Here is a 21,144-nt window from a genome sequence, read left to right as displayed (position 1 = left end):
CGATCAGTGCTGCTGGGCGCGCAGCCAGGCGATCTCCTCGGCCCAGATCGCCGGCTCGATGGTCTCCAGCACCAGGGGGATACCGTCGATGCGCGGGTCGCGCATGATGGTGGTGAAGGCATCGAGGCCGATGTTGCCCTGGCCCAGGCTGTGGTGGCGGTCGACGCGGCTGGCGAAGGCGCTCTTGGCGTCGTTCAAGTGCATGCCGCGCAGGTACTCGAAGCCGACCACCTTGCCGAGCTCATCGAGGGTAGCGGCGCAGGCCTCCGACGTGCGCAGGTCGTAGCCGGCAGCAAACGCGTGGCAGGTATCGATGCACACCCCGACCCGCGACTTGTCGTCGACCTGGTCGATGATCTCGGCGAGGTGCTCGAAGCGCCAGCCCAGGTTGGTGCCCTGGCCGGCGGTGTTCTCGATCACGGCGGTGACGCCCCGGGTCTCGGCCAGCACATGGTTGATGGAGTCGGCGATGCGGGTCAGGCACTCGCTTTCGCTGATCTTCTTCAGGTGGCTGCCGGGGTGGAAGTTGAGCAGCGAGAGGCCGAGCTGCTCGCAGCGCTGGAACTCGTCGAGGAAGGCGGCGCGGGACTTGTCGAGCCCGGCGGCATCCGGGTGGCCGAGGTTGATCAGGTAGCTGTCGTGGGGGAGGATCTGCTGTGGTCCGAAGCCGTGTTCGCGGCAGGCGCTGCGGAACGCCTCGATGGCTTCGTCGGTGAGCGGCTTGGCCTTCCACTGGCGCTGGTTCTTGGTGAACAGTGCGAAGGCATCGGCGCCGATCTCCACCGCACGCAGCACGGCTTGATCCGGTCCGCCGGCGGCACTGACGTGGGCACCGAGATATTTCATGCGAACTTCCTTGCTAAGGGTTTCGAGAAGACCAAAGCTTAGCATTCCGACACGCCGGCATCAGTCGCCTTTCATGACTGGACGATGCTCGGTTCACAGGTCACCGGGAAGTTGACCGAGTTGGCGATAAAGCAGAGTGCATGGGCGCGCTCATGCAGCCGCTCGGCGAGTCGTGCATCGCTGTCGCCGCTGACAGTGACCCGCGGGCGCAAGGTCACCTGGGTAAAATGACCGCCGCCGCTGCTGGTTAAGGCCATGCTGCCCTGAGCCTGGTCGGTATAGTCCTCGACGACGATCCTGGCCTCGGCGCACAGGTGTAGGTACCACAGCATATGGCAGGCGGAGAGTGAGGCGACCAGCATGTCCTCGGGATTGTGGCGCCCGGCATCGCCGAGGAAGGCGGGGTCCGCCGAACCCTGAAGTGTGGCCTTGCCGGCGATCTCGATGTCATGGTCCCGTGAATAAGCGCGGTAGTCACGGGTGCCGCTGCCGAGGTTGCCGGTCCAGGTGACTTGTACGTGGTAGTCGTGTTGAGGCATTGCGGTGATGCTCCTGCATACTGAGGCCAGCACTGTGCTTTCAATAGAACGTTGCGATGAGCAGCCGTCATGCTGGCGGTATCTGGATGAACAGCTTCTCGCGCGGCCAGCGCACCTTGGCAAGATCGGCGTAGCGGTCGGCTTCGCTGTCACGATAGCCTAGCGCCATCAGTGCGACGCTGCGCAGGTTACGTTCCCTGAGCCCCAGCAGATCATCCAGCGCCGCCGGGTCGAAGCCCTCCATGGGCGAGGCGTCTATACCTTCCATGGCGGCTGCGGCCAGGGCCGTGCCCAGGGCGAGATAGGCTTGCTTGGCGGCCCACTGAAACTTGTCCTGGTCAGAGGCAAAGCCGTTAACGGTCTCCTTGATGGCGCCTGCGTACGCTGTCAGCGCCTCGGCGGGGAGGTCACGCGTCTCGGCGGTGAGCTCGATCAAGTCGTCGACGTGGGCCTCCTCCACGGGCTCCCAGGCGGCGAAGACCAGCAGGTGCGAGGACTCAGTGATCTGTGGTTGGCCGAAGGCCACCGGGCTGATCCGCTCGCGCAGCGCCTGGTCCTCGATCACCAGCACGGAATAGGGCTGCAGGCCGTAGGAGGAGGGCGCCAGGCGCACTGCCTCGAGGATCCTGTCGAGCTGTGCCTGGGGCACCTGTTTGCCGTTCATGCGTTTGGTGGCATAGCGCCAGTTCAAGGCATCGATGAGGTTCATGGTTTACTCCGTGTAGGGAATTGCGAGGGTGACGCCATCATGTGGGCGTTGCGTCCCTCGACATGGATGCGGCGCGGGCGCCGCGATGGAAGAGCAGGGTGCCCAGCGCCACCAGCAGCGCGGCCAGGCCCAGGTTGGGGGGCGGCGCCTCGCCGAGCGCCAGTACCGCGATCAGCGTGCCGACCAGCGCCGCTACCGTGCCGATCTGGCTCAGGTAGACAGGGCCGGCGAGTTTCTGCAGCACGAAATAGAAGAGGTAGAGCACCGAGAATACGGCGATTTCCACCAGCAGCAGACGCATCGCGGCCCCGCTTGTCAGCAGTGCCTGGTACTCGCCGGGCTCGAACAGCAGCACGAAGGGCAGCAGCGTCGTGGCGCCGCCGAACATCATCAGGGCTGCCAGGAACACCGGCGAGGTGCCTGTCGGCCAACGCAGGGTGCGGTAGATGTTGCCCAGCGCGATCAGTAGCGGCATGGCCAATACCAGCAGCACCCAGCCCTGGGCATCGCCTGCGCCACCGGCCTTGGCCGTGGCCAGCACCAGCCCGCCGGAGAGCCCTAATAGCACGCCCAGCAGGCGTAGGGCGCGCAAGCGCTCCAGGCTCAGCCAAACGGCCAGCACCCAGGTGATCAGGATCGGGAAGGCGAAGCTGAGCGAGATGAACCCGGCCCCGACGTGGCGTATCGCCAGGAAGGCCAAGGCGTTGGGTACGGCGAACAAGGCGCCCGCCACGGCGGCATACTCCAGGCTGCGCAGATTGATCCTCATCGTCTGACGCTGTATCGCTCCGATCGCGCTCAGCACCAGGCCGGCCCTCGTCATGGCGGCCATCAGGAAGGTCAGCCGCGGTGCTCCTGCACCGTCGGCCAGCTTGGCCACTACCAGCGACAGCGCCAGGAAAGTACCCACCAGCAGCAGGCAGCCCAGGGCGTAGAGCCCGTGTCGGTCCGCACCCTTGCGCGGCAGTCGTGCATTCGACATCATTCCTCCTAAATCTCGACATAAAGTATCTCTTCAAAAAGTATCTTGTCGTCGAGATAAAATATCTTAGTACCAAGATAGGTGGTTGGCAATGAACAGAGTGAAATCGGCGATCACCCAGTGGCAGCGCGAGATGCCTGACCTTGACCTGCTCCCGATGGAGGTGGTCGGCTACCTGAAGACCAGCCAGTTGCATACCCGCAACCGGCTCGAGGCTTTCTTCAAGGCGCATGACCTGCAGCCGGGAGAGTTCGACGTGCTGGCGACCCTGCGCCGCGCCGGGGCGCCCTATGCACTGACGCCGACCCAGCTGTTCGGCGCGCTGATGGTCTCGTCCGGGGGCATGACCAACCGGCTGGATCGCCTGGAGCGGGCGGGGCTGATCAGGCGTAATCCCAATCCCGACGACCGTCGTGGCACCCTGGTGTCGTTGACGGACGATGGACTGGCGCTGATTAACCGGCTCGTCCCGCTGCATGTGGCGAACGAGGCGAACATGCTGGCGGCGTTGAGCCGTGAAGAGCAGGCAGCGCTCGGCCAGCTGCTCGGCAAGCTGCTGGATGGGCTGGAGGGAGAGTCGTACGACAAGTAGGGATGCCTAAACTAAGCTTGAGGTCGTGTCGTTCATCGCTGGCACGGCTTGTCTGGTGGGCCCTAACGCTACGCCGGGATCGGCCCTGCTGGCGAGGTGATATGGCCCTCGAAAGACTACGCCGCCTGCCACGGCTGGTTCTTGCCGCGATTCTTGTCGATAACCGCGGTTGAGTGCTCTAACCAGTGATGCCGTGCATGAGTTCTTCGCTCAGGAAGCCATCAGCTGTGCGCCGAAGCCGATGAGCAAAGCAGAGAAAACCCCGCGCTGCAGACGTTGCATCATTGGATGGCTGGTCAGCCACTCTCTGAGCAGCGAAGCGGCCATGGCATAGAGCGTGTCGAATAGGATCCCAACGCCAACCACGAGTAAACCGAGGAGCAGAAATTGCAGCAGAATGTCGCTTCGCTCGGCGTTCAGGAACTGGGGCAACAGGACGGAACAGAAGAGCAACGACTTGGGGTTCAGCAGGTTGGTGAGCAGTCCGCGCTTGCAAGCCGCTTTCAGTTCCATCGAGGGAGTGGGGGGCCGGATCGCGTCGACAACTGCGAGGCCTGGGCCCGATAGCAGTATCTGGATACCCAGCCACATCAGGTAGCAGGCACCCACCAGTCGGATGACATCCAGGGTCCAGGGGCTTGCAGCGAAGAGGGCGGCAAGCCCGGTGGCCGCGAGCAAGACGTGGGCGCCTCGTGCCACGGCGAGTCCCGCCGCAGTGGCCAATGCAGGGAGGCGCCCGTTGGCGACGCCAGTTTGTAGTACCAGGATCATGTCCGGTCCCGGCAACAGATAGACTATGACCAGTGTGCTAGTAAATACCCAGAGTTCCACGACGCAGTCTCCAAGGTTGGCTGATACCTGCGTCAGTTTATGGGGCGTCCTCCAGGCATGTCCTTGCGTAGTTTGCCGTTATAAAGATAAATATTGGCACACTGTGCCCCTCTATCTCCCGGAATGTGTGAATCATGCTAAAACGTGCGCTAGACAACTTGGATCGGCGGATTCTTGCCGCGCTGCAGCGCGATGCCCGCCTGACCAATGTTCAGCTTGCCGAAGAGGTTGGGTTGTCGCCTTCGCCCTGTCTGCGTCGAGTGCGCAGGTTGGAGGCTGCAGGTGTCATTCGTGGTTACCATGCAGAGTTGGGGCGCAGCGAGACAGGATTTGGTCTCACCGTTTTCGTTGGTATCAAGGTGGAGAGGCATCATGAGGAGCAGGCGAGTGCTTTTCGGAAAGCGGTTCAGGCGCTGCCAGAGGTGATCTCCGCCCACCTGGTATCAGGGGAGGCCGACTTCCTGCTCCAGGTCGTGGTGCCTGACCTGGCTGCCTATGAGTCATTCCTGACCGAGACATTGCTAAGACTGCCCTGGGTGAGTGATATCCGCAGCAACTTTGCCATCCAGACCGTTAAGCAGGCAGGCCCGTTACCGTTGCAGCAACTGTCACGTGAAGAGAGTCCCTGAGTGACATGAGATCTGCCGGGATACGGTGTCAGAAGGCACAAAGGGGGACGGTCCCCCCCCTTTGTGCGTTGCTCGGCGCTGGCATGATAGGGATCCTCGAACACGCTGCTGATCAAACCGCTAGCGCTTGTGCCGCGCTCGGCGCTCCGTGAGGGCCTTGTGCGCATCCTCTTTCAGCGGCAGGCGCGAAGCCCACTGGATGTCGTCACGCTGATGCCCCATGTCCTCGAGGATATGGTCGTCATGCGCCAGCAGTGGCAGGAAGCGCTGCCGGAACTGGCGGCGCCGGCGGTATCGCCACCACCAGAGCTCAAGAGCATAGATGAGTCCGAGCGGTGGCGTGGCCGGCATATATAGCGCCAGTCGGGGCGGCGGTGTGGGCGCTTTGTCGTCAGTCGGCGTTGGACGATGAATGGGCTGATACTGGGTCATCTCGCACCTCCATACAGGCAGCCGTTAGCGGCGGCTGCGATGTCTCTCTGGTTGTGAATGGAGGGTCGCGACCTCTGGGTAACAGCATGGCTTGAGCTCTTTGATCAAACAAACGAAAAGGTCTACAGTCTCAGTTAAGGAAAACTGAAAGGTGTGACCATGACACAGATGCCCTCACTCTCCGGCCATCGTGCCTTGCCTCTGCTGGATAGCGATGTGCTGCGGACCTTCGTGACGATTGCCGAGAGCGGCAGCTTCACGCGCGCCGCTCAGCAGGTCTTCCGTACGCCGTCGGCGCTCAGCATGCAGATCAAGCGCCTCGAGGAGACCCTGGGCCAGCCGCTGTTCGTGCGCGAAGCCCGCCAGGTAAGGCTCACACCCGAGGGCGAGATGCTGCTGGGTTACGGCCGGCGGCTGCTCAAGCTCAACGAGGAGGCGGTGACGCAGTTTCTGGCGCCCGCGCTCGAGGGGCGGGTGGGGTTCGGCACCACCGACGATGTCGGCACGCGCATCCTGCCTGGCGTATTGGCCCAGTTCGCCCGCTCGCATCCGGCGGTGCATGTCGATGTGGTGGTGGGCAGTAGCGCCAGCATGCTGCAGCGCCTGGATGCCGGCGAGCTGGACTTGATACTCATCACCGCGGGCAACCCGGGCCAAGAGCCGCGCGGTGAGATCGTGCATAGCGAGCCGCTGGTATGGGTGGGCCGCGAGGGGGGCGTGGCCGTGCAGCGTTCACCATTGCCGGTGGCGCTGGCCCACCAGGGCTGTGCCTGGCGAAAAATGGCACTGGATGCTCTCGACAGTGCCGGCATTGGCTACCGCGTCGCCTATACCTGTGAGCACTCCGCGGGTCAGGAGGCGGCGATGCTCGCCGACCTTGCCGTGGCGCCCTTTCCACGCAGCCTGATTCGTGCACCGCTGCGGCGTATCGAGCAGGATCAGCTGCCGCCGCTGGGCGATTACCAGATCGCGCTGGTCAAGCGCAGTGACCTCAGCGAAGCCGGCGACGCCTTGGCAGGGCATGTGGTGGGTGCCTTTGGCGAGACTAGCTGACGACCATTACACTTTCATACGATAGTGTGCCTGCCGTGAACAATGCTGCTGATGCAGGGCTTAGTCTATCGTTTCTCTACCCTCTGGAGCGGGCTTTCATCACGACTCGATCGATCATGGTCGACAGTGCACCCACCTGGGTTTCGGTATGAAAGGTGCTTTCCGGTACGTTGAGCCCCGCTTCCGCTAGCGCCTGTGGGAGGGTTAGTTCGCTCTGTTCAACGTCCTGACAAATCTTGCGTATCAGGTGATGCGCCTCGACTCGGCCAAGCTCGTCGGCCAGCTCGAGCATGGCGGCTTCTGCGTAGACGAGGCCGCGGGAGAGCTTGACGTTGCGAACCATTGCCGCTGCGTTTACCTCCAGCCCTTGAAGCAATTCCAGAGTCAGAGATACGGCACCAGCCGTCTCCATCATGGCCGCGGCCAGTGCGCGGCGCTCTCCATAGCCATGGCCGATGCCACGCTCATGATCCTGGAGCATGGCATCCAGCGCGCGGGCGGTGGTGCCACGCACGTCCCGGGCTGCCTCTATAATGGCCTCGCACAGCACCGGGTTGCGCTTCTGCGGCATGGTGGAGGAGCTTCCCCTGCCTTCGGCAGCAGGCTCGCGGAGTTCTCCCACCTCCGTCGACATCATCAACGCGATGTCGGTGGCGATCTTCCCCAGTGCTGCCGCCAGGGAAGCTTCCGCATAGATGACATCGACAACCCGGTCGCGTGTGACGTGCCAGCTGATATCGGGCTCACCGAGCCCTAACTGCCTGGCCAGCGCTGCACGTACCGCAACCCCTTGTCCGTTCAGTGACGCCAGGGTGCCGGTGGCACCGCCGAATTGAACCACCGCCGCTTCCTGGACGGCTCGTGCCAGCACCTTGCGTCGACGTATCAGTTGATCCAACCATACTGCTACCTTATAGCCGAAAGTGATGGGCACGGCGTGCTGCAGCTTGGAGCGGCCAATCATCAGCGTATGACGATGACGAATGGCCAGTTCGGCGAGCAGTGTCTCGACGCTGGCCAACTCATCGAGGGTTGCATCAGCTACCTGTCGAATCTGCAGGGCCAGTGCGGTGTCCATGACATCTTGTGTGGTGGCACCGTAGTGTACCCACTGGCCAGGCGGGCCGGCCCGAGAAGCGAGCTGCTCCACCAGCGCCACGACCGGGTAACCCACCTGTGCAGCATCGCGCCGCAGCGCCTCCCTCTCCAGGTTGTCCCGCTGACACGCTTTCAGGATGGGGGCCACAGCCTCCCGAGGAATCACGCCAAGTGCCCCCTGGACCTCTGCCAGAGAACGTTCGAAAGCCAAGTAGGCGTCGATCGTTCCCTCCTCTCCGAAGATATCACCCGTGCGGCGATAGCCTGCCTTATCGGCTAGAAGACCGGGGGCTGTCGATGCGAGACTCATCTGCTTCTACTCCCTCCATTCCTAGGGTTGAATCTCTTCAGGAATCTCTACGCCTATCTCCTCGTAGTAGCGCATGGCACCGGGGTGGAGCGGAATAAAGGTGTTGTTGACGATATTCTCTGCCAAGGTGTCCTTGGCGGCGGAATGTGTGGAGGTCATCCGTTCATTGTTTTCCAGCACGGCCTTGGTAATCTCGTAGGCCATCTCCTCCGACATGCTGTCGTCTGCCACCATGAAGTTCCACATGGCGACCGTCTGGAGGTCTCCTTCAGGTGAGTCGTAGGTGCCGTGAGGAATGGTGAATTCAACCGCATAGGGGTTCTGTTCAAGAATCTCGCCAAGGGTGCCGTCAGACATGCCGAAGATAACCACGTCTTGCGTGCTCTCGAGTTCAGAGAGCGACGGGTGAGGTATGCCGCCTGCTGTGACGATGCCGTCGAGCCGACCATCGGCGAGCTGACTCGCCTGATCACCAATGCCGCCATATTGCAGGCTGGCATCGATCCCCATTTCCCTAAGCCAACGTGTCCAGTATTCTCCGCCGGTACCTGCCCTAGGACCAGCGCCTATGCGTTTACCATCAAAGTCTTCCAGAGAGGAAACCTCGGCATCTGCCGGGGCGATCATCTGGAAGGGGGTGGGGTACATGGCAAACAGCGCACGGAGTTCACCATATTCCTGACCAGCGAGAAGCTCGAGTTCGCCGTTCATGGCTTCAAAGGCGGGGCCTGATGTCACCATGGCAAGTTCCGTCTGTCCACTCTGCAATAGCACCAGATTCTGGGCTGGGCCTTGGGTCTGACGCGTTGAGGTGGGAACCTCGACGATATTACTTATTACCTGTGCAACGCCTTCACCATAGATGGCGTATACCCCGCCAGGCGAGGCGGTCGCTAGCGTCATGGAGGAGGGGCGATCCTGTGCCATTGCCGGCACGCTGAGACAGGCCGCGACGGCCGCGATGGCATATAAGCGGAATGGTACTCGAGTGTGAGACATAAGCGTGTACTCCTTGTTGTTGTGGCCTGGTTAATGTCGACTTGCGTAGACCTTCACTAGGTGGCCTTTAGCGGGGGCGCGACTCTACGCCTGCTCCACGCTATTAGCCCCGCTGCGAGGCCGAGCCCGGCAATATCGGTGTAAAGGCTCGACCAGAGCAGAAGGATTGCGGCCAAAGCCGCAAGACAGCGTTCAAGGATATGGGCGTTGCCGTTTAGTTGGCCCTCTCCCGCAACAGCGATGAAATAAATAGCTACGAGGGCAGTGCCAAAGACATGCAGCGTATCCAGCCAATGACCCAGCAGCAGAATCTCGGGGCTGGTATAGAACATGAAGGGCAGCACGAACGCGGCAATACCGAAGCGCATGGCGCGCAGCGAAGTAGGCCAGGGCTTGCCACCGGCAATCGCTGCGCCGGCAAAGGCCGCGATTGCGACTGGCGGAGTAATGGCGGAAATTACCGCGCAATAGAAAACGAACATATGTGCGGCCAGTGCCGAAACCCCCATCTGTTGCAGCGCAGGGGCCACTACTGCTGCAGCAATGGCATAGGCGGCGGTGGTCGGCATCCCCATTCCAAGCACGATGGAAATGATCATGGCCAGTAAGAAGGCGAGCTCCTGACTATTGCCAGCCACCGTCAGCAGCAGCGAGGAGAAACGACCTCCCAAACCGGTCAGGCCCAAGACACCGACCACGATTCCGGCACATGCCATAACACTGATCAGCTGCAGCGACTTTCTGGATGACTCTCCCATGCCCGAATAGATCAAGGCGGCCATGGAACGCAGCGCCTTGGGGAGCTGCTTTATGCGCCCCCGAATAACGGTGAGTATTACGATCATTCCAGCGCTGAGTAGTGTGGCAATGGCCCCGGCAAAGTTCACCTGCAGGCCGGTCAAGGGGAGCAGTACGAAAAGCGTGAGTGGCAGTGCCAACACTGTGGAGCGAAACTCGAGTTCACGACACAGCATCACCAGTAGCGTTGATGCCAGTCCCCAGGTGCCCGCTGCAATGATCGAATACCCTGACATCAGCAGATAAAGGAGTACCAGCAGCGGCAGCAGCATGAACATGTCGCGAGCCAGCTCGCGGAAGCCGGGCAGCTCGGCACGAGGAATACCATGCAGGCCTAGTCTCAGTGCCTGGCGGTCGACCGTCAGAAAGATAGCGATGTAGAACAGCAAGCAGGGCAGCGCGGCGGCAAGGATAATCTCGGAATAAGGTATTCCGGTGATCTCAGCCATGATAAAGGCACCAGCACCCATGACCGGTGGTGCCAATTGCCCACCCGAGGAAGATGCTGCCTCGACGGCTCCCGCACTCTCGCGGGGGTAACCGACGCGTCGCATCATGGGAATCGTAAAGGTGCCCGATGCTACGACGTTGGCCACCGCCGAGCCTGATACGGAGCCGAACAGCAATCCTGAGAACACCGATACCTTGCCGGGGCCGCCACGGGTAGCACCGAACAGTGCTAGCGCAAGGCGCATGAAATACTGCCCAGCTCCGGAGGCCTTCAGAAACACCGCAAACGCCACGAAAAGAATGAGGTAACGAGAGGAAGCGGCCACGGTCATTCCGAAAATCGCTTCCTGGCTGTAGAGGAAAGAGAAGAAATTGTCCGCCTGAAAGCCGGAGTGACGCAGAATGCCCGGCAGCCAAGGACCGATAAAGATATAGGATACGAAGACGAGGGCGATAATAGGTAGCACAAGGCCGGACACGCGCCTGGCAAACTCGAGTACCACCAGCGTACCCAGGGCACCACAGATGAAATCTCCGGTAGTGGTGATCACCCCAGTTCGCATGATCAGCTGGTCAAGATTGGCGATAATGTAAGCGCTGCAGCCAATGGCTGTCACAACGAGCAGCCAATCCGGTACGGGCACACGCGTACCTCGCTCACCCCGCCATGCCTTGACTCCGATGAAAGCGATCACCGCACCCAAGTTGACGTGCAGTACACGGTAGACCCACTCGTCGATCGACCAGAAGTTGAGTACGGCGAGGTGAAATAGTGCATAGCACGCAGAAAAAAGGCCCAAGGCAATCATCAGTCCAGGGGCAAGGGTACGGTCATGTCCCTCGGCGTCCAGCTCAGACAGCTCGTCGAGCGCTGCTCGCTCTTGTGCGCTTCTCTCATTGTTGTTCATTGTACTTTCCGCTCTGGCGCTCCCCGCTATATTTTTGCTTCTAACTTGTACGTACAAGATGTCTTGTACGAATATGTAGCAGTGGGCTGAGTTATCTGTCAAGTTGGCGATAAGATGGCATCTGAAAAAAACGGGATGGCGGGCGAATGAAAAAGCGATACACCAATGTGGCGCAGCGCATCATGCAGGACATCCGCAGCGGTGGCTTTCAGGTCGGCGACCCCATGCCTAGCGAAGCAGAGCTCTGCGCTCAGTTTGGGGTGAGTCGTTCGACCATTCGCAGCGCGTTGTCTCAGCTTCAGCGCCTGGGTCTGCTGGAGCGCAAACAGGGTGCTGCCACCCGGATCAAGGCAACGGAAGCGTCGCCGACCTATGTGCATGCTATGACCGCCAGTGGCGATCTGCTGCAGTTCGCTGGCCCCTCATGGCGAAAGGTGCATGGTGCTACTTACATCGTTGCCGATGAAGCCTTGGCTGAACAGCTCGACCAGCGGCCGGGACGACGTTGGGTCCGTATCAGCCAGACGCGTCATGTCGAAAGCCAGCAAGCTCCGGTGGGGTGGACCGATGTCTACCTATGCGAGCGTTATGCCGATATCGTGGACGAGATTCCCGAATACTCCGGCCTGATTTATGCGCTGCTCGAAGAGCGCCACCCGGTGCTGGTCCATGAAATCCGCCAAGCCGTCAGCGCCGTCCCCGTGCCCGAGCACCTGGCAGACGAATTGGAGGTGGCCGCGGGTGATCATGCCCTGGAACTCACCCGCCACTACCTCGATGCGGAGGGAGAAAGCCTCATCGTGGCTATCAGCATCCTGCCCGCTCAACACTATCGCTATGAGATTCGGCTAAAGCGCCAAGGATAATAAAGGTACTAACGGCCCCATCTTGTGCGACATGCATTGCCCATGGCATGGCGAGCGACCAAGTATTTGGGTAAAGCGCACGCGGCGTGGGCTGCCGGGCATTGCTGGGGAGCGGGATGGCGGCTACGTTAGGAATGGGTGCAGTGACGCACCGGCTAAATGCAGACTAACGGAGGAGTTTGCCATGAGAGACTCGCAAGATCTCTTTCCCACCCGCCTGGAACGCAAACTGGGCATGTTCGAGCGCATCGATCCGGTGGTATACGGCGATGAAACACAGCTCGCCAACGGCCCGTTGGACAAGTCGCAGGTCGAAGCGTACGAACGCGACGGGTTCCTGTCGTTCGACGGTTTCTTCGATGCGGACGATATGCAGGCCTTTATCGACGAGCTGCGGGGCTACGAAGACGATGCCGATCTGAAGCTTTCCGAGGGCACGATTCTCGAACCCGGTCGTGAGGAAATTCGCACCGTGTTCGGCATCCATCAGGTGTCCGAGCGTTTCAACCGTCTGACGCGTGACCCTCGCCTGCTGGCAATCGTCAAGCAGCTGCTGGGCAGCGATGTCTACATCCACCAGTCACGGATCAACTACAAGCCCGGCTTCAAGGGCAAGGGCTTCGACTGGCACTCCGATTTCGAGACCTGGCACAGCGAGGACGGCATGCCCCGCATGCGTGCGCTGAGCTGCTCCATCGTGTTGACCGATAACGGTGAGTTCAACGGGCCGCTGATGCTGATTCCCGGTTCGCACCGCTACTTCGTGCCCTGTGTAGGGCGCACGCCGGAGAACAACTACAAGGAGTCGCTCAAGAGTCAGGAGGTCGGGGTGCCGCCCGCCAGCAGCCTGCGTGAGCTGATGCTGGAGAACGACATCGAAGCACCCAAAGGGCCTGCCGGGTCGCTGATCATTTTCGAGTGCAATACCCTGCACGGCTCGAATATCAATATGTCATGTTGGCCGAGGAGCAATCTGTTCTTCGTCTATAACAGTGTCGAGAACACGCTCCATGAACCGTACTGCGGCAACCGGCCAAGACCTGAGTTTTTGGCCGAACGCTCCGATTGGCAGCCACTCGAGCCGCTGGATGAGCCGTAGGCGACGCACCTGGTCGCGTTGGCTGAGTGACGTTCATTCGTTGAGGAGGCAGGTAAGCAATCGCTGCCTCCTCGACGGTGTGATAGTCCGCGATACAGGATGAAAGTCAGCATTGGCAGTCGCTATGACGGCGATAGCCTGCGGTTTCATTGATCTCAACTGAACTTTAGGTATTAGGCTCCGAAGAGTGGGCCGGCCCTTATGTGTCGGCATGGCAAGGCCATCAGCGGTGGTGTGCCGCTGGGATAGGGAGTCTTCACTTATGACCGCTACGCTGCCTCGATCCGCTCTTCGCGATTCGGCTCGGTGGGAAACATCGCCGCTTGACCTCGACGCCTACCTGGCGCGCATCGATTATCGCGGACCACTAACCCCGACGTTGAGCACGCTGCACGAGCTGCAGCGTGCGCATCTCGCGGCGGTGCCCTTCGAAAATCTCGAGATCGTCACCGGCGGCAAGATCCGCCTCGATCTGGAGAGCCTGCAGGACAAGCTGGTGAGGCGGCGGCGGGGTGGCTACTGCCACGAGCAGAATATCCTGTTTGCCACTGTGCTTGATCGGCTCGGCTTCGTCGTCGAAGGGCGCAGTGCGCGGATACTGATGGGCGACGATGCGGACAAGGTGACGCCACTCGGGCACACCATCCTTAACGTCACCGTGGCGGGGCATCAGTGGCTGGTCGATGTGGGGGTCGGCAACGTTGGGCCGCGCGAGCCGATCCGTCTCGACGAGGGCGTCGAGGCGCGCCACGGCCGCTGGGAGTATCGGCTGGAGCGCTCATCGCTGGGGTACTGGCTGCTGCGCCATCACCGCCACGGCGGCTGGTTCAGTCTCTACCAGTTCAGCGACGAGCCTTACTACCGTGCCGACTTTGAAGAGCAGAACTATCTCGTCTCCCATCATCCGGACTCGCCCTTCGTGCGCCGCATCGTCGCCCAGCACAACGGCGCTGAGGAGCGCCTGGCGTTGACCGATCTGGAGCTGAAGATCTTCCGTCCCGGCGAGGCGCCTGAACTGCAGCGACTCGATGCCGAGGCGCTGCCGCAGATACTGCGCGAGCGCTTCGGTTTGGTGCTTGCAGCGCAACAGGAGGCGGTGCTGCTGAGGCGGGCCGAGTCGCTAGTCGCGATGTCAACTGAAGAGGAGCAACTTGGGACCTGAGGTAATAGCCAAGCTATGCAGGATTATATCCTTTGCTGCCAACATAAATGATGGACAATCGTTAGACTTGAGGAGACTCCCATGAGCGGCACCCTCCATCGCCTTGCAGCCTTCACTGATACCCCGAGCGGTGGCAACCCTGCGGGGGTGTGGTTGGGTGAGGCGCTGCCCGAGCCGGCCGAGATGCAACGTATCGCTGCAGAGGTGGGTTATTCCGAAACCGCCTTTATCGCCCCGTCCAAGGGTGAGCGTCGCACGGTGCGCTACTACAGCCCCGAGGCGGAGGTTAGCTTCTGCGGCCATGCCACGGTGGCCGGCGGTGTGCTGATGGGCCAGCTGAGCGGGGCGGGCAGCTACCTGCTCGATACGGCTGTGGGCCAGGTGAGCGTCACGGTCAATCAGGTGAAAGGGGAGTGGCGGGCTTCGCTGGTGTCGGTGACGCCGGAGTTTCGCCCCGCCGAGTCTGAATTGGTCGAGTCGGTGTGCGAACTGCTCGGCTGGCAGGGGGACGAGCTCGATCTCGATATTCCGCCGGCGCGAGCCTACGCCGGGGCCTGGCACCTGGTGCTGGCATGCAAGACGCAGCAGCGCCTCGAACGGCTCGAGTACGATTTCGAGCGTCTCAAGGCGCTGATGCTGCGTGAAGGGCTGACCACGCTGCAGCTGGTATGGCGCGAGAGCGAAGGGCACTTCCACGCCCGTGATCCGTTCCCGGTGGGCGGTGTGGTGGAAGACCCTGCCACCGGTGCGGCCGCCGCGGCGCTGGGTGGTTACCTGCGCGATGCCGGCCTGCTACAGGCGCCTGCCCAGCTGACGATCCGGCAGGGCGAGGCCATGGGCCGGCCCAGCCGCCTGCAGGTGGATGTCCCGCTTACTGGCGGCATCGTCGTCACCGGCCAGGCGGTGAGCCTGGAGCATTGGGCCGGTGCCGCAGGGTAAGGCGCGACGCAATAGTCACGTGGGCTGGTAGCTGCCGGCCTCGGCGGCAAAGCTGATTGCCAGACGGTTCCAGGCATTGATGGTGCAGACCGCCAGGGTTAGATCGGTCAGGCTCTTCGCGGAGAAGTGCTCGCGGGTGGCTTCGTACAAGGCCTCGTCGATGCCGTTGCCGGCAATCAGGGTATTGGCCTCGGCCCAGGCGAGAGCGGCGCGCTCGCGTTCGGTGTAAAAGGGCGTTTCGCGCCAGGCGCTGAGGGCGTAGAGCCGCTGCTCGGTTTCACCGGCCTTGCGCGCGTCCTTGGTGTGCATGTCGATGCAGTAGGCGCAGCCGTTGAGCTGTGAAACGCGGGTATAGACCAGCTCCATCAGGCCGTCACCCAGCGCTTCCTGTTTTGCCGAGCTGGCGACATGCTGCTGTAGGCCGAGCATCGCCTTGAGGCCTTCGGGGCTGGCCGAGAAGTAGTTCATGCGCATTGGGAGGTCTCCTGAGTGAAAGTAGGGTCCCACTCTAGCCAGACAGACAGCGGTGGCATTGTAGGTTTTCGACCTGCTGGTCGCTCTGCTGCAGGCCTGATGCTTCGTCGGTTCCAGCCTTGCGCGGCACTGCGTCCCTACGTGCAGTGTTTCTGGCAGGCCAGGGGGCAAGCGAGTAGCGAAGCGGCGGGGGTGGAGCTGCTACATCCGGATGGTGCCGCCGGCCTGCTGTTCAACTTCGGTGGCATGCTCGAGCGCGACGGTGAGCGAGTGGGTGGCGCTTGTTGGGTCGATGGCCCCAAGCGGCGCACGGCGCGGCTGGCGGTGGGGGAAACGCTGGACCTGCTCGGTGTACGCTTCCTGCCGGGCATGGCGTTTCCCTTCGTTGGCGAGGCGCTGTCGGCCCTGGCTGGCGGGGAACTGACGCCGGGTGATGCGCTGCGCCGACTCGCACTCGAAACGCTACATGAGCGGCTGTGGCAGGTCTCTGACCTGGCCGGGCGCCTGGCACTGCTGGAGGGATATCTGCTGGGCAGGCTGCGTAACGCAGCGCCGGTGCCGCCGGGGCTGGTGTTCTCGCTTGGCTGGTTGCAGCAACACCAAGGCCCGGTCAGCATCGCTGCGCTAGTGGAGGAATTGCCGTTTGGGCAGCGCCGTCTGGAGCGGCTGTTCCAGCGCCACGTGGGGCTCTCGCCCAAGCGCTACGCTCGGCTGCTGCGCGTCGCCCATAGCCGCGAGCTGATCAAGCTGGGCGGGAGTGCCACTTCCTTGACCGCTACTGCCTTCACCGCCGGCTATTTCGACCAGTCGCACTTCATCCACGACTTCAAGTCCGTGACCGGCTTCACCCCGGGTGGCTATCTTGATTATGTGCGGCGGCGGTATGGTCGCGAACCTCAGCAGTAAGATGGGCGGTGGGGCAGCTTATCCCGGTGATTCGTACTCGTCGTGGCGCTTCACCCAGTCCATCAGGTTGCGGTGAGGCCCCGTCTCGTTGCGGCCGTGGGGCGTCATGTCGAGCAGCATGTAGGTGCTGTCGACGAGTTCGTCGCCGCGCCCGTAGGTCGAGTAGGTATGGAAGATTTCCCCATCGGCGTTTCGATAGAACACGCTGAGGCCGGACAGGTCCTCGATCGAGACGTTAGCCGTGGCGTAGTTGTAGGTGACCGTTCCCTGGGCGATCGCTTCGGGAGTGAACGAGACCTGGTAGTCGTAGTTGAAGTCGCTGCCGTGCGAGGAGACCCACGTCACCTGCCAGCCCATGCGCCGCCGGTAAGCCTCGATCTCGTCGAGCGGGGCGCGGGAGACCCGAACCAGGCTCACGTCATGATGCTCGAGATGCACCCGTGTACCTTCGATGTGGTCGGCCGTGAAGGAGCAGCCGATACATCCCGCCCCCCAGCCGGGGCCGAACATGAAATGGTGGACGATCAACTGGCTGCGCCCATCGAACAGCTCGCCGAGCGTCTTGCGGCCTTCGTTCGTATCGAAGGCATACTCCTTATCGACCTTTACCCATGGCAAGGCGCGGCGCTTGGCGTTCAGGTCGTCGCGCAGGCGGGTGAGCTCCTTTTCCCTTGTCAGTAGCTCTTTGCGGGCGGCGAGCCATTCATCGCGGGAGACGACGGGACGGGATATTGCATCGTGCGCTGACATGAGGAGTTCTCCTGTTGCTGTCTTTGCACGAGGTAGTCGTCCTGGTGGGGTCGGATTCGACAGGAGGGCGTTTGACGACATGCGAGAATATTGACGCCTCGAGCATCGAGGTATAGATTTCCGTTATGACCAAGACAAAGCCTCATGCGGCCACCGGCCGCAAGATTCCCGACTACAGTGAGCCTTCGTACTGGCACGGCACGATCAAGATGTCGCTGTCGAAGTACTTCGTGCTCAGCGTGCTGCACCGCAAGCCGATGCACGGCTACGAGGTGGTGCAGGCGGTGGAAAAGAGCACCAAGGGCTGCTGCAGCCCCTCGGAGGGGACGGTCTACCCGATGCTCAACGAGTTCGAGGCTGGCGGTTACCTGAGCTCCACCGCCGAGGTGGTGCAGGGGCGCTCGCGTAAGGTCTACGCGCTGACGGAAAAGGGCCGGGAGGCCTTCCAGGTAGCGGTAGATGCCTGGCTGGAAGCCACCGATTGCATCGTCGAGAGCCGCCGCATGGCGAGCGGGTCGATGAAGCGGGAGGAGCATGAAGGATGAGCGCAGGGCGTTTTTTCAGGCCTCGATACCTCGTTGATCGAGGTATAAGGTGAACAGCCGCACCCGTGTGGTCATTGCCCTGGGTGTCTCCCAGACCCTGGCCTGGGGCTCGACATATTACCTGCCGGCGATCCTCGCCGTGCCCATGGCGCAGGATCTCGGCCTTTCCACCGGCACGGTATTCGCGGCGTTCTCCTCGGCGCTGGTGGTCTCGGCGATTCTGGGCCCGGCGGTGGGGCGGCGCATCGACCGCTTCGGCGGGCGCGACGTACTGACGATTTCCAGCCTGGTGTTCGCCCTGGGGCTGGTGCTGCTGGGGCTGGCTAGCGGGCCCATGATGCTGTGGGTGGGGTGGCTGGTGATCGGCGTCGGCATGGGCATGGGGCTTTATGAGTCGGCTTTCTCGACCCTGGCCGGGCTCTATGGCCGCGAGGCGCGTGGCCCGATTACCGGTATTACCCTGCTGGCGGGCTTTGCCAGCACGGTATGCTGGCCGATTACCGGCTGGCTCAACGCCGAATTCGGCTGGCAGAACGCCTGCTTCACCTGGGCGGCGGTGCACCTGCTGCTGGGCCTGCCGCTTAACCGCCTGTTGATTCCCTTCGGCATCCAACCGCCCGCTCCCCGAACCGAGGCGTCCGCGGCCGAAGGGGAGACGACCTGGCTGCCCATGGCGCTGCTGGCCTTCGTCTTCGCCGTGACCTGGTTCGTCAGTACCGGCATGGCGGCGCACCTGCCATGGTTGCTGCAGATCGCAGGCCTGTCGCCTGCTGGTGCCATTGCCGCCGCGGCGCTGGTGGGGCCGGCGCAGGTGGCGGCGCGTCTGCTCGAGTTCTCGCTACTGCAGCGTTTCCATCCGCTGCTCTCGGCCAAGCTGGCGGTGATCGCCCACCCCATAGGAGCGCTCGGCGTGATGACGCTGGGGGCGCCCTTGGCCACGCTGTTCGTGCTGCTGCACGGCGCCGGCAACGGCATTCTCACCATCGCCAAGGGCACGCTGCCGCTGGCCATCTTCGGCCCCCACGGCTATGGCCTGCGTCAGGGCGTGCTGATGGTGCCGGCACGCTTCGGCCAGGCGCTGGCGCCGCTGACATTCGCCCTGCTGATCGAGCGCTTCGGCACCCAGGCGCTGTTGTTCTCCTCCGCCCTGGGGCTCGCCGCCCTGGTGGCACTGCTCGTTCTGCAAACCCACGCCATGAAGGAGGCGACATGAGGCTTCGCACACTGTCCGACCCCGACCATCTCCCGGCACTCGATGAGCGCTTTGCTCTCCAGCGGCCCGGCCAGGGCCTGCCCGATCCGCTGGGGCATCCGCCGCGCATCCTGCTGCTCTACGGTTCGCTACGCGAGCGCTCCTTCTCGCGCCTAGCGGTGGAGGAGGCGGCGCGGCTGCTGCGCCACTTCGGCGCCGAGACGCGTATCTTCGACCCTTCCGACCTGCCGCTGCCGGACCAGGTGGCCGGCGATGATCACCCTGCCGTGCGCGAACTTCGCGAGCTTGCCATCTGGTCGGAAGGGCAGGTGTGGTGTAGCCCCGAGCGCCACGGGCAGATCACCGGCGTGATGAAGACGCAGATCGACCACCTGCCGCTGAGCATGGGGGCGGTACGCCCCACCCAGGGGCGTACCCTGGCGGTCATGCAGGTCAGCGGCGGCTCGCAGTCGTTCAACGCGGTGAATACCCTGCGCTTGCTGGGGCGCTGGATGCGCATGTTCACCATCCCCAACCAGTCCAGCGTGCCCAAGGCCTACCAGGAATTCGACGAGGCCGGGCGCATGCGGCCCTCGCCGCTCTACGACCGTATCGTCGATGTGATGGAGGAGCTGGTGCGTTTTACCCTGCTGATGCGACCCCATAGTGAGACGCTGGTGGATCGCTACTCGGAGCGCCGTGAAGCGGCCGGCGCCAAGGCCGATCCAGTGACCGACAAAGCAGTGGTTGTGCAAACGACGGAGTAGAGCCGATGCACAAGGTACTCTGGCTGACCGACCCACACCTCATCGAGCTCGACGAGACAACGTCCCAGCCCCCTACCGAGGCCTGGCAGCGATTCAGGCTCTGCCTCGACGAAATACGCCGCGAGCACGCGGATGCGGAGCTGATCGTGCTCACCGGCGATCTCGTTCAACTAAGCAATCCAGGCGCCTATGGATTGCTACGCGAGGAGTTGGAACGGCTACCCATGCCTTACCGGCTGCTGGTGGGGAATCATGATGATCGCGCCGCGCTGCATGGGGCATTTCCCGATATTCCCATGGCCGGAGGTTTTGTTCAGGGAAGCGACGATATCGGTGAGACGCGCCTGATCTATCTCGATACCCTGGCAAGCGAGGGGCACCATGGCGAACTCTGCCCCTATCGGCTCGATTGGCTGGCAGAGCAGCTCGTGGCGGCGTCGGCTCGTTCGGTGTTGATCTTCCTGCACCACCCGCCGATGGAAATCGGCGTGCCCGCACTCGACAGGCTCAGGCTGTTGGAGAGCGAAGGACTGAGCGATTTGCTGCAATTACGACGTGCCCCGACGCACCTCTTCTGCGGGCATGTACACCGGAACGTATCGGGCCGATGGAGCGGCCACCCCTTTGCGACGCTGAAGAGTACCAATACGCAGTTTGCTTTCGATATGCAGGCCAGTCGCCTGATACGTTGTGATGAAGACCCTGGATATGGAGTTTTGCTGTTCGACGATGAAAGGGTAATTGTGAACTATGTGGATATTTCCATCGATCGCTGATGCAGGCAGCTTCCAGGCTCAATACTCGAGGGCCAGCCGCAGCCTGTCCTTGTGCTGAATGCCGTTCTCAAAGATTGGTTCGTCGTAGTAGGTAAGGAAATGATCCCTCTCCACGGCGACGACCCGAAATCCCGCGCGCTGATAGAAGGTGAGCTGGTAGCCGAAGGTGCCGGTGCCCAGCTCCAGGCGACGCACGCCCAGCTCACGGGCCATGTTTACGGCGTGCTCCAGCAGCTTCGTGCCAATACCTTTTCCTCGATGCGCCGGGGCGACGGCGATGTTCATCAGCTCATAAACGCCGTCGCCAGTGGGCTGGATGACATAGGTGCCGACGGTTTCCTCGCCTACTGTCGCGATACAGCAGGTTGAGCGATTGAGGTAGCGTCTAATGTTGTCTGCCGACGGGTCTGCTTCCAGCAGGAGATCGAGAGGTGCTTCGGTATTGGGTACGGGTTTTATGAGCATGGTGTTCCTGAGGCGTATTCATTGGGA

At 62.1% G+C, this 21,144-nt stretch carries 24 protein-coding genes; 12 read left to right on the top strand and 12 right to left on the bottom strand.

The features are described 5' to 3' along the window. Window positions 1-3 precede the first annotated feature (3 nt). The 4 genes from nfo to QC821_RS09985 all read right to left on the bottom strand — a co-directional run bounded on the left by nfo (window position 4) and on the right by QC821_RS09985 (window position 3,076). Window positions 4-846, bottom strand: coding sequence for a deoxyribonuclease IV (nfo, locus tag QC821_RS10000; protein WP_309720458.1), 843 nt, complete (start codon window positions 844-846; stop codon window positions 4-6). A 71-nt stretch (window positions 847-917) separates the two neighbouring features. Continuing rightward, window positions 918-1,385 (bottom strand): OsmC family protein, encoded by a 468-nt coding sequence (locus QC821_RS09995; RefSeq protein ID WP_309720456.1) that lies wholly within the window; start codon window positions 1,383-1,385, stop codon window positions 918-920. A 67-nt stretch (window positions 1,386-1,452) separates the two neighbouring features. Continuing rightward, window positions 1,453-2,094, bottom strand: a complete 642-nt coding sequence (locus tag QC821_RS09990; protein ID WP_309720454.1) for a nitroreductase family protein — start codon at window positions 2,092-2,094, stop codon at window positions 1,453-1,455. 37 nt (window positions 2,095-2,131) lie between these two features. Then, window positions 2,132-3,076 (bottom strand): EamA family transporter, encoded by a 945-nt coding sequence (locus tag QC821_RS09985; RefSeq protein WP_309720451.1) that lies wholly within the window; start codon window positions 3,074-3,076, stop codon window positions 2,132-2,134. A 91-nt stretch (window positions 3,077-3,167) separates the two neighbouring features. On the opposite strand from QC821_RS09985, the gene QC821_RS09980 reads away from it, so the two are divergent. Beyond that, complete coding sequence (locus QC821_RS09980) at window positions 3,168-3,668, top strand: MarR family winged helix-turn-helix transcriptional regulator (protein ID WP_309720448.1); 501 nt, start codon at window positions 3,168-3,170, stop codon at window positions 3,666-3,668. A 210-nt stretch (window positions 3,669-3,878) separates the two neighbouring features. Here QC821_RS09980 and QC821_RS09975 read toward each other — a convergent pair whose 3' ends face one another. Continuing rightward, window positions 3,879-4,499: a LysE family translocator gene (locus QC821_RS09975; RefSeq protein WP_309720445.1), complete on the bottom strand. Its 621-nt coding sequence runs from the start codon at window positions 4,497-4,499 to the stop codon at window positions 3,879-3,881. A gap of 134 nt (window positions 4,500-4,633) precedes the next feature. Here QC821_RS09975 and QC821_RS09970 point away from each other — a divergent pair, with 134 nt between their 5' ends. Next, complete coding sequence (locus QC821_RS09970) at window positions 4,634-5,128, top strand: Lrp/AsnC family transcriptional regulator (RefSeq protein WP_076748600.1); 495 nt, start codon at window positions 4,634-4,636, stop codon at window positions 5,126-5,128. A 120-nt stretch (window positions 5,129-5,248) separates the two neighbouring features. Here QC821_RS09970 and QC821_RS09965 read toward each other — a convergent pair whose 3' ends face one another. Continuing rightward, complete coding sequence (locus QC821_RS09965) at window positions 5,249-5,560, bottom strand: hypothetical protein (protein ID WP_309720441.1); 312 nt, start codon at window positions 5,558-5,560, stop codon at window positions 5,249-5,251. Window positions 5,561-5,719: 159 nt separating this feature from the next. On the opposite strand from QC821_RS09965, the gene QC821_RS09960 reads away from it, so the two are divergent. After that, window positions 5,720-6,613, top strand: coding sequence for a LysR family transcriptional regulator (locus tag QC821_RS09960; protein WP_309720438.1), 894 nt, complete (start codon window positions 5,720-5,722; stop codon window positions 6,611-6,613). A gap of 76 nt (window positions 6,614-6,689) precedes the next feature. Here QC821_RS09960 and QC821_RS09955 read toward each other — a convergent pair whose 3' ends face one another. Genes QC821_RS09955 through QC821_RS09945 form a run of 3 tightly spaced genes read right to left on the bottom strand, consistent with a single transcriptional unit; the run spans window position 6,690 to window position 11,176 of the window. Then, window positions 6,690-8,021, bottom strand: a complete 1,332-nt coding sequence (locus tag QC821_RS09955; protein ID WP_309720436.1) for a class-II fumarase/aspartase family protein — start codon at window positions 8,019-8,021, stop codon at window positions 6,690-6,692. A gap of 21 nt (window positions 8,022-8,042) precedes the next feature. Continuing rightward, on the bottom strand, window positions 8,043-9,020 hold the full coding sequence (locus tag QC821_RS09950) for a TAXI family TRAP transporter solute-binding subunit (protein WP_309720434.1): 978 nt from the start codon (window positions 9,018-9,020) through the stop codon (window positions 8,043-8,045). Between the two features lie 56 nt (window positions 9,021-9,076). Continuing rightward, window positions 9,077-11,176, bottom strand: coding sequence for a TRAP transporter permease (locus QC821_RS09945; protein ID WP_309720431.1), 2,100 nt, complete (start codon window positions 11,174-11,176; stop codon window positions 9,077-9,079). Window positions 11,177-11,322: 146 nt separating this feature from the next. On the opposite strand from QC821_RS09945, the gene QC821_RS09940 reads away from it, so the two are divergent. The 4 genes from QC821_RS09940 to QC821_RS09925 all read left to right on the top strand — a co-directional run bounded on the left by QC821_RS09940 (window position 11,323) and on the right by QC821_RS09925 (window position 15,242). Continuing rightward, complete coding sequence (locus QC821_RS09940) at window positions 11,323-12,042, top strand: GntR family transcriptional regulator (RefSeq protein ID WP_309720428.1); 720 nt, start codon at window positions 11,323-11,325, stop codon at window positions 12,040-12,042. Window positions 12,043-12,226: 184 nt separating this feature from the next. Then, a complete protein-coding gene (gene thpD / locus QC821_RS09935) occupies window positions 12,227-13,141 on the top strand; it encodes an ectoine hydroxylase (protein ID WP_309720425.1) in 915 nt (304 codons plus the stop codon). A 262-nt stretch (window positions 13,142-13,403) separates the two neighbouring features. Then, the gene (locus QC821_RS09930) at window positions 13,404-14,303 is read left to right on the top strand and encodes an arylamine N-acetyltransferase family protein (protein ID WP_309720422.1); all 900 of its coding nucleotides are present in this window, start codon (window positions 13,404-13,406) and stop codon (window positions 14,301-14,303) included. An 81-nt stretch (window positions 14,304-14,384) separates the two neighbouring features. After that, a complete protein-coding gene (locus tag QC821_RS09925; RefSeq protein WP_309720419.1) occupies window positions 14,385-15,242 on the top strand; it encodes a PhzF family phenazine biosynthesis protein in 858 nt (285 codons plus the stop codon). Between the two features lie 15 nt (window positions 15,243-15,257). On the opposite strand, the gene QC821_RS09920 is transcribed toward QC821_RS09925, so the two are convergent. Next, entirely contained in the window at window positions 15,258-15,716 is a 459-nt protein-coding gene (locus tag QC821_RS09920; RefSeq protein WP_076748592.1) for a carboxymuconolactone decarboxylase family protein, read from the bottom strand. A 99-nt stretch (window positions 15,717-15,815) separates the two neighbouring features. Between QC821_RS09920 and QC821_RS09915 the strand changes: the two genes are divergently transcribed. Further along, a complete protein-coding gene (locus tag QC821_RS09915; protein ID WP_309720414.1) occupies window positions 15,816-16,622 on the top strand; it encodes a helix-turn-helix domain-containing protein in 807 nt (268 codons plus the stop codon). Window positions 16,623-16,640: 18 nt separating this feature from the next. Here the strand turns inward: QC821_RS09915 and QC821_RS09910 are convergent, their stop codons facing one another. Continuing rightward, the gene (locus tag QC821_RS09910) at window positions 16,641-17,372 is read right to left on the bottom strand and encodes a DUF899 domain-containing protein (RefSeq protein WP_309720411.1); all 732 of its coding nucleotides are present in this window, start codon (window positions 17,370-17,372) and stop codon (window positions 16,641-16,643) included. 125 nt (window positions 17,373-17,497) lie between these two features. Here QC821_RS09910 and QC821_RS09905 point away from each other — a divergent pair, with 125 nt between their 5' ends. From QC821_RS09905 to QC821_RS09890, 4 genes are read left to right on the top strand one after another with little or no spacing between them, the layout of a single operon-like run. Next, complete coding sequence (locus tag QC821_RS09905; RefSeq protein ID WP_309720408.1) at window positions 17,498-17,917, top strand: PadR family transcriptional regulator; 420 nt, start codon at window positions 17,498-17,500, stop codon at window positions 17,915-17,917. A 49-nt stretch (window positions 17,918-17,966) separates the two neighbouring features. Continuing rightward, complete coding sequence (locus tag QC821_RS09900) at window positions 17,967-19,130, top strand: MFS transporter (protein ID WP_309720405.1); 1,164 nt, start codon at window positions 17,967-17,969, stop codon at window positions 19,128-19,130. After that, entirely contained in the window at window positions 19,127-19,876 is a 750-nt protein-coding gene (gene arsH / locus QC821_RS09895) for an arsenical resistance protein ArsH (protein ID WP_309720402.1), read from the top strand. The genes QC821_RS09900 and arsH overlap by 4 nt, the downstream gene beginning before the upstream one ends. Before the next feature lie 5 nt (window positions 19,877-19,881). Further along, the gene (locus QC821_RS09890) at window positions 19,882-20,652 is read left to right on the top strand and encodes a phosphodiesterase (RefSeq protein WP_309720399.1); all 771 of its coding nucleotides are present in this window, start codon (window positions 19,882-19,884) and stop codon (window positions 20,650-20,652) included. A gap of 18 nt (window positions 20,653-20,670) precedes the next feature. Here the strand turns inward: QC821_RS09890 and QC821_RS09885 are convergent, their stop codons facing one another. After that, a complete protein-coding gene (locus tag QC821_RS09885) occupies window positions 20,671-21,117 on the bottom strand; it encodes a GNAT family N-acetyltransferase (protein ID WP_309720397.1) in 447 nt (148 codons plus the stop codon). Window positions 21,118-21,144: the final 27 nt, after the last annotated feature.

Source organism: Franzmannia qiaohouensis, from assembly GCF_031451695.1.
In the GTDB taxonomy this organism is placed as follows: domain Bacteria; phylum Pseudomonadota; class Gammaproteobacteria; order Pseudomonadales; family Halomonadaceae; genus Franzmannia; species Franzmannia qiaohouensis.
This window is presented reverse-complemented; position numbering and strand designations above follow the sequence as displayed.